The organism is Streptomyces sp. Isolate_45, assembly GCF_024721315.2.
Classification (GTDB): Bacteria; Actinomycetota; Actinomycetes; order Streptomycetales; family Streptomycetaceae; genus Streptomyces.
The window spans coordinates 1-6,311 of sequence record NZ_JANFAK020000277.1; the positions used below are offsets into that span (position 1 = coordinate 1).

A 6,311-nucleotide genomic window follows, 5' to 3' on the forward strand; every position below is an offset into this window, starting at 1 on the left:
CGGCGAGGAGGCCGAGTCCGTAGAGGAGGGTGCCGGGTCCGGCCCAGCCGCCGCGGTTCAGGAGTACGGCCAGCAGCAGCCCGGCGAGGGCGACGGTCCAGGCGGTGCGGACGGCGAGCCGCCGGTCGGCGCGGAGCAGGGCCGCGAGGGCGGCCAGGACGGCGCCGGCGAACAGCAGCGCGGCGGCGGTACCGGGCCCGCCGGGACCGGCGACGAGGAGTTCGAGGGGGTCGGCGGGCCGGCCCGCGTAGGGCAGTCCGGCCTCGTCGAGGAAGCGGCCGGGGTGTGCGAGCAGCCCCAGGGACCAGGGGGCGAGGACGAGCAGCGGTACGACGAGGGTGACGAGGAGCCGCAGGGCGTACCTCGTGCGGCGGCCGCGGCGTACGAGCAGTGCGGCGGCCCCGAGGACGGCGGCGAGCGGCCACACGACGGGGGTGAAGGCCGTGGCCAGGGTCAGCAGCAGGGTGTAGGTCCACAGCGCGCGCCGGCCGCCCTGCGGGCCGGGCCCCCCGGGGCCGTCCGCGAAGCCCGCGGCGGCGACGGCGGAGCGGGCGATGAGCGGGAGCAGTACGGCGAGGACGGCGGTGCCGAGGCGGCCGCCGGCGAGGGCTCCGGTGACGGCGGGGAGGAAGGCGTAGGCGACGGCGGCCCAGGCGCGCAGCAGTCGGGATTCGACGAGCGGCCGGGACGCGAAGTAGGCGGTGAGTCCGGCGAGCGGGACCGAGCAGACGAGCAGCAGGGTCAGCGCGGCCCGGGTGGAGTCGAACAGCAGGACGGAGAGGGCACCGAGAACGGCGAGGTAGGGCGGGGCGACGGCGGTGGTGCCGATGCCGGCGGGCTGCCAGTCGCCGGTGTAGCCGCGCCACAGTTCGAGGCCGCTGCCGGGGGCGGGGAGCAGGGCGCCGCCGAGGAGGGCGCCGCCGCCGAGGAGGGCGCGGCAGGCGACGAGGGAGACGAGCAGGAGCAGGGCGAAGAGGACGGGGGCCGGGTTGCGGGCCGTCCGCCGGAGCCGGCCGGCGGGGGCGGGCTCCAGGTGGTCGGCGTCGTCGGCGCCGGGCCCGGACTCCGTGGCGCCGCCGTGGCGGCCGGCGGGCAGCCGGTCGGTGTCGCGGTCGGAGCCGAGGTACCCGAGGAACTGTTCGGCGTTGGCGCGCAGGGTGGCGCCGGGGGGCGGGAACAGGGGACGCAGTTCGGCGGCGGGGACGGCGGGCTTGCGGCGGGCCTTGCGGGCGGCGAGGACGCGGCCGGGCCGGAGCAGGGTGGCGAGCAGCCCGGTGATCTCGTCGACTGCCTGGCCGGGGGCCTTGCCGACGAGGTAGCCGAGGGTGCGCAGGAGGGTGCCGACGAGGAGGCGGAGCAGGACGTAGGGCAGGGCGCGGCCGGAGGTGTTGGCCAGCACGGTGTAGACGGCGCCGGCCTTGTCGACGCGGTGGGCGCCGACGGCGGAGCGGCCGACGCAGTCGACGGTGCGGCGTTCGCGAGCGGCGGCCTCGGCGTGGCGCAGGACGGCGTCGGGGGCGACGAGGACGTCGAAGCCGGCGCTGTGGGCGCGCCAGCAGAGGTCGACGTCGTCGCGCATGAGGGGCAGCCGGCGGTCGAAGCCGCCGAGGGCGTCGTACGCGTCGCGGCGCACGAGCATGCCGGCGGTGGAGACGGAGAGGACGGGGCGGACCTGGTCGTGCTGGCCCTGGTCCTGTTCCCGGCGGTCGAGGCCGGTCCAGCGGCGTCCGCCGCGGGCGATGGTGACGCCCGCTTCGAGGAGTTGCTTCCGGTCGTACCAGCCGCGCAGTTTGGGGCCGATGACGGCGGCTTCGGGGTTGTCGTCGGCGACGCGCAGGAGTTCGGTCAGGGCGTCGGGTTCGGGCGCGCTGTCGTCGTGGAGCAGCCAGAGCCACTGGACGGGTTCGCCGTGGGGGTGTTCGGGGAGGTCGTGGGCGTCGTCGCGCCAGGTGCGGCTGACGGGGTCCCAGCCGCTGGGGCGCTTGAGGTACGGGAGGTCCTCGGGCGTCAGGACGCCCGCGGTGCGGGCGGCTTCGTCGACGGCGGCGCCGAAGCCGGTGCGGCGGGCGAGGTGCAGGACGCGGTCGCGGCCGAGGGCCTCGGTGAGCAGCCGGGCGGATTCGTCGGCGCTTCCGGTGTCGGCGGCGACGTGGTTCTGCGCGGGGCGTTCCTGGGCGAGGAGTCCGGCGAGGGTCTGGGGCAACCAGCGGGCTCCGTCATGGGCGACGAGGACCGCGGTGACGACGTGCCGGGGGAACTCGGGGGTGGCGGCTGTCCGGTGGGAGGCCGTCGAGTTGCTGTGCAGGGACATCGCGGTACGGGCCCTCCGGCCGGGGATCCGGGGGTGGTGTGCCCTCGGAGGCTGCTGGACAGCGCCCCACACTAACGGCTGGAAAGACGACGGTCCGCCTCCTGCGGGGAAGGTGCGGGAGGCGGACCGTTTGCTCTGCTGAAGTCCTGCGGGTGGTGCCGTTCGATATGGAGTGGGTGGCGCTGCGGGTGCCCGGCCGGCCGTGCTCCGGGGGGTTCAGACCGCTGCCTTTTTCAGGCGGCGCCGCTCGCGTTCCGAGAGGCCGCCCCAGATGCCGAATCGCTCGTCGTTGGCGAGGGCGTACTCAAGGCATTCGGAGCGGACCTCGCAGGCGAGGCAGACCTTCTTGGCCTCGCGGGTGGAGCCGCCCTTCTCGGGAAAGAAGGACTCGGGGTCGGTCTGGGCGCACAGAGCGCGCTCCTGCCATCCGAGCTCCTCGTCCGCTTCCTCGACCAGCAGTTCCTGAAACAGCTCGGTCATGTGCGCCCCTCGCTCTTCTGTGCGTCCCCGTGGTGTTGCCGTCACTGATAGCTACGTAACGACACGAGTGAAATTACAAGTGTGTGGCTCCTGCCCAGTCAAGCCGGGATCTGCTATTGGGCCCCTTATTCACTCTGCGGAACCAAGCCTATGCAGAAAGTGTTCATATCGCCAAAAATCGTGACACAAGCCACGGGCGTCACGATGTTGCGCTCCTGCCCCTTGATCGACGCGTCACTCCGAAGGAGGGGTTGCGATTCGGCCGAACATGCGGCGCGGATCACATTCCGGTCACGAGTCGAGGCAAGTGGGTTTGAGGGCGGTTTCGGCGGTACTGGAGCGGCACATCCCCTGGCGTGGACTGCACAAACCTTTCTCCGGGCACGGTAACCGGATGAGGTGAAACTTTTCCCCTAAAACGGACATTGGGTTGACAGTCCGACCCTTCCCCCGTTCTCCTTGTCTTCATGTCAGCGCCCGCAGCCGCCACCCGGACCCCCATTCGTGGGTTCCTGTGCGCTGCCCAGGTTCGCTGTTGCTGTTGCAGCTGTTGATGCCCCCGGAGCTCCGGCTCCCGTTGAGCACCGGCTCCCCCACAGCAACCGCCCCGCACGACTGACATCCGTCGAGGAACCCCCCACGATGAACAGCGCAGCCGCACCCACCACCGTCGCCCCCACCGCCCCGGCCGCCGTCGAGAGCGACCTCCAGATCGCCGGCGACATCCTCGCCGTCCAGCACCTCCTCCAGCCCGCCCGCGAGCACCCGGCCACCATCGCCGAGTTCGTCGGCCTCGCCCGCTCCATCGCCGCCGACCGCGCCGGCTGGGAACACCTGGTCCAGTACGACGCCACCACCCGCTGGTACCACCGCCTGCGCACCGGCCCCGGCTACGAGGTCTGGCTGCTCAGCTGGGTCCCCGGCCAGGGCAGCGGCCTCCACGGCCACGGCGGCTCCTCCGGCGTCCTGACCGTCCTCGAAGGCGAACTCACCGAGCACAGCGCGCGCGGCCCGCTCCCCCTCGGCCCCGGATCCCAGCGCGTCTTCGCCCCCGGCTACGCCCACGAGGTCGTCAACGACACCCTCGAAGGAGCGGTCAGCCTGCACGTCTACTTCCCCGGCCTGACCGAGATGCCGATGCACAGCTGCTCCCCGGCCCACCAGGAGCAGGTCACCGCCTGACAGACTGCCGGGCATGCGCATTGTTGTTCTGGCCGGCGGCATCGGCGGCGCCCGTTTCCTGCGCGGCCTCAAGGTCGCGGTCCCCGACGCGGACATCACGGTCATCGGCAACACCGGTGACGACATTCACCTGTTCGGGCTGAAGGTGTGCCCCGATCTGGACACGGTGATGTACACCCTCGGCGGTGGCATCAACGAGGACCAGGGCTGGGGCCGCACCGACGAGTCCTTCACCGTCAAGGAGGAACTCGCCGCCTACGGCGTCGGACCCACCTGGTTCGGCCTCGGCGACCGCGACTTCGCCACCCACATCGTCCGTACGCAGATGATCGGCGCGGGCTACCCGCTCAGCGCCGTCACCGAAGCCCTGTGCGACCGCTGGCAGCCCGGCGTCCGACTGCTGCCCATGTCCGACGACCGCGTCGAGACCCACGTGGCCGTCACCGACGCGGAAACCGGCGAACGCCGCGTCATCCACTTCCAGGAGTACTGGGTCCGGCTGCGCGCCTCGCTCGACGCCGAGGCCGTCGTACCCGTCGGCGCCGAACGGGCCAAGCCCGCGCCCGGCGTCCTGGAGGCCATCGCCGCCGCCGACGTCATCCTCTTCCCGCCGTCCAACCCGGTCGTCTCCGTCGGCACCATCCTCGCCGTACCCGGCATCCGCGAGGCCGTGGCCGCCGCCGACGCCCCCGTCGTCGGCCTCTCCCCCATCGTCGGGGGCGCCCCCGTGCGCGGCATGGCCGACAAGGTCCTCGCCGCCGTCGGCGTCGACTCCACCGCCGCCGCCGTCGCCCTGCACTACGGCACCGGGCTGCTCGACGGCTGGCTCGTCGACACCGCCGACGCGGGCGCCGTCGCCGAGGTCGAGGCCGCCGGCATCACCTGCCGCGCCGTGCCGCTGATGATGACCGACCTCGAAGCGACCGCCGCCATGGCACGGGCCGCCCTCGAACTGGCGGAGTCCTCCCGGTGACCGTTCCCTCGTACGAGGTCGTCGCCGTCCCCGGGATCCCCGAGGTCCGACCCGGTGACGACCTGGCGGCGTTGATCGCCGCCGCGTTCCCGGGCCTGCGCGACGGCGACGTCCTCCTCGTCACCTCGAAGATCGTCTCCAAGGCGGAGGGCCGCATCAACCGGGCCTCCTCCCGCGAGGAGGCCATCGACGCCGAAACCGTCCGGGTCGTCGCCCGCCGGGGCACGCTGCGCGTCGTCGAGAACCGGCAGGGCCTCGTCATGGCCGCCGCAGGGGTCGACGCCTCCAACACCGCCCCCGGGACCGTCCTGCTGCTGCCCGAGGACCCGGACGCCTCCGCCGCCGCGCTCCGCGAGGGACTGCGCGCGGCCCTGTCCGTCGACGTCGGCGTCATCGTGACCGACACCTTCGGGCGGCCCTGGCGCACCGGGCTGACCGACGTCGCCATCGGCGCGGCCGGCGTACGGGTCCTGGACGACCTGCGCGGCGGCTCCGACGCCCACGGCAACCCGCTCGGCGCGACCGTCGTGGCCACCGCCGACGAACTCGCCGCCGCCGGTGACCTCGTCAAGGGCAAGGCCGCCGGGCTGCCCGTGGCCGTCGTCCGCGGCCTGGGCCACCTGCTCGGCGACGGCCCCACCGCCCGGGACCTCGTCCGCGCCCCGGCCGACGACATGTTCCGGCTGGGCACCTCCGAGGCCGTACGGGAGGCCGTCACCCAGCGGCGTACCGTACGGGCCTTCACCGACGAGCCCGTGGACCCCGGCGCGGTCCGGCGGGCCGTGGCCGCCGCCGTCACCGCCCCGGCCCCGCACCACACGACGCCCTGGCGGTTCGTGCTCCTGGAATCGGCGGGCGCCCGACTGGAGCTCCTGGACGCGATGCGCGACGCCTGGATCGAGGACCTGCGGGGAGACGGGAAGTCGCAGGAGTCCATCGCGCGCCGGATCCGGCGCGGCGACGTCCTGCGGGCCGCGCCGTACCTCGTCGTCCCCTGCATGGTCACCGATGGGGCCCACGACTACGGGCACGCCCGGCGGGACGCGGCCGAGCGGGAGATGTTCGTCGTCGCCATGGGCGCCGGCGTGCAGAACTTCCTCGTCGCGCTGGCCGGCGAACGACTCGGCTCGGCCTGGGTGTCCTCGACGATGTTCTGCCGGGACGTCGTCCGCAAGGTGCTCGGCCTGCCCGACCACTGGGACCCGATGGGGGCGGTGGCCGTGGGCCACGCCGCCGAACCGCCCCGCGACCGGCCGGCCCGGCCGGTGGAGGACTTCGTCGAGGTCCGCTAGGGCCTGTCGTCAAACTCCCGTCGTCGCCCGGAGGGCGGCCTCGCGGCGGTCGGTGCGTGCTCCCGGCGTGCCG

The 6,311-nt window shown here is 73.7% G+C and carries 5 protein-coding genes; 3 read left to right on the forward strand and 2 right to left on the reverse strand.

The window, feature by feature from the left end; all coding sequences use genetic code 11:
• Both NOD94_RS39715 and NOD94_RS39720 read right to left on the reverse strand, forming a co-directional pair.
• On the reverse strand, positions 1-2,311 hold a 2,311-nt coding region (locus NOD94_RS39715), incomplete at its 3' end, for a glycosyltransferase family 2 protein (protein WP_281211109.1).
• A gap of 216 nt (positions 2,312-2,527) precedes the next feature.
• Positions 2,528-2,791 carry a WhiB family transcriptional regulator gene (locus NOD94_RS39720; RefSeq protein WP_003983763.1) on the reverse strand — a complete coding sequence of 88 codons (264 nt, stop codon included), beginning with the start codon at positions 2,789-2,791 and terminating at the stop codon, positions 2,528-2,530.
• Between the two features lie 642 nt (positions 2,792-3,433).
• Here NOD94_RS39720 and NOD94_RS39725 point away from each other — a divergent pair.
• Genes NOD94_RS39725 through NOD94_RS39735 form a run of 3 tightly spaced genes read left to right on the forward strand, consistent with a single transcriptional unit; the run spans position 3,434 to position 6,238 of the window.
• Positions 3,434-3,973 (forward strand): cysteine dioxygenase, encoded by a 540-nt coding sequence (locus tag NOD94_RS39725; RefSeq protein ID WP_281211110.1) that lies wholly within the window; start codon positions 3,434-3,436, stop codon positions 3,971-3,973.
• Positions 3,974-3,986: 13 nt separating this feature from the next.
• Positions 3,987-4,946 (forward strand): 2-phospho-L-lactate transferase, encoded by a 960-nt coding sequence (cofD, locus tag NOD94_RS39730; RefSeq protein ID WP_281211111.1) that lies wholly within the window; start codon positions 3,987-3,989, stop codon positions 4,944-4,946.
• Complete coding sequence (locus NOD94_RS39735) at positions 4,943-6,238, forward strand: coenzyme F420-0:L-glutamate ligase (protein WP_281211112.1); 1,296 nt, start codon at positions 4,943-4,945, stop codon at positions 6,236-6,238. The genes cofD and NOD94_RS39735 overlap by 4 nt, the downstream gene beginning before the upstream one ends.
• The last annotated feature ends 73 nt before the right edge of the window (positions 6,239-6,311 follow it).

What these genes read in the sequence shown, in the direction of transcription:
- NOD94_RS39720 (WP_003983763.1), bottom strand. Translation starts at nt 2,791, where the DNA reads ATGACCGAGCTGTTTCAGGAACTGCTGGTCGAGGAAGCGGACGAGGAG.
- cofD (WP_281211111.1), top strand. Translation starts at nt 3,987, where the DNA reads ATGCGCATTGTTGTTCTGGCCGGCGGCATCGGCGGCGCCCGTTTCCTG.
- NOD94_RS39725 (WP_281211110.1), top strand. Translation starts at nt 3,434, where the DNA reads ATGAACAGCGCAGCCGCACCCACCACCGTCGCCCCCACCGCCCCGGCC.